The organism is Pseudomarimonas arenosa, from assembly GCF_014841215.1.
Classification (GTDB): Bacteria; Pseudomonadota; Gammaproteobacteria; order Xanthomonadales; family Xanthomonadaceae; genus Pseudomarimonas; species Pseudomarimonas arenosa.
In genome coordinates, this window is record NZ_JACYTR010000140.1 from 1 (window position 1) to 1,243 (window position 1,243).

The 1,243-nt window shown below is 56.0% G+C and carries 1 protein-coding gene; it reads left to right on the forward strand.

What is annotated here, in order from left to right; translation table 11 throughout:
• Positions 1 to 655 (forward strand): RHS repeat domain-containing protein (locus IFO71_RS22735; RefSeq protein ID WP_269750002.1); only part of this gene is annotated, 655 nt, incomplete at its 5' end.
• Between the last annotated feature and the right edge of the window lie 588 nt (positions 656 to 1,243).

Here is a 1,243-nt window from a genome sequence, read left to right on the forward strand (position 1 = left end):
CGCTGCCCTCGCTAAGTCCAGGCGCTATAAGGGAAAACGCCGTCGGCGGTGGAACTGTGCGTCAAGGTTACGGTTTCCTGGCCAATACTACGATTCGGAATCCGGGCTGCATTACAACTACTTTAGGGATTACGATCCCTCAACAGGGCGTTACATCGAGTCGGATCCGATTGGGTTGGATGGGGGTCCGAATACCTACGCCTACGTCGAAGGTAGGCCACTCATTACTTTTGACGATAAGGGTCTCAACGCATCTGGTGTGAGCGGCCCGGAGATATCGAACTGCTTTTCCAAGCATGGCTGGGTAGCATGCAATCAGGTCAAAGCCTGCAAGTCAGAAGCTGAAGCATTCTCAGAAGATCGGAGACCGAACGACTCCGGCGTCGGTGATAGAAAGGATGCACTTCGCCATTGTTATCTGGCGTGCTGCCTAGCGAGCCGGATCGGAGAGGAGCGAGCCATGACGGTACTTGCGGATCACGAGTACTTTAGTCCGCCACCGCCAGGCAGGAATTGTGAGCTTGTTCAGGACTTCTATAACAACGCTGTCGGCGTGAATGTTGCGCGGGCTCGGGAGCCTGGTAGCGATTGTTCAAAGTGCGGCAACGCTGAAACGTTAGACGTTTGCCCGGGGTTGCCAGAATGCCTCCGGTAGTAGCTCGCCTTCTCTTTCTGGCCGTGGCGATAGTTGGCCTCGACGGTTGCGAACGAAACTCGGCAGACTGGTCATCGACCCCCGAGGGTGATGAGCGACTCGCGCTTGCTAGGCAGCTCGTGGAACGACAAGTGCTGGTTGGAAAGTCGCTTGATGAACTCCAATCTTCTATGGGCCAGCCCGATCTGATTCGAGATGGATACATCTACTATCGTGTGAAGCGCGTTGCAGGAGATGACTGGGATTTCAATTCCATCTACTTCTTAGTGTGCCAACTGAACGATAAGGGGCGTGTTGGGCTTTGTGTAGTTCAAGCGGACTAGCAAGCTGCTAACGCCAACTTCCATCGCAACGCCTGGCACTCGCTGGGCGTTGTCATTCTTGTGCTTACATTCCGGCAAACCTGGACACCCACCAAATTGACTGACCCACACTGCCCAGAATCGCTGGGCGCTGCCGTCAGTTACCGCTGTACGGCGGGTCAAGCCCGCGTAGGGCGGGTTCTTAACCCGCCACTGCCTAACGCTCACTTCCCCCACAACGCCCGGCCTCGCCGGGCGTTGTCGCATCCGCTACCCAATCAACTGC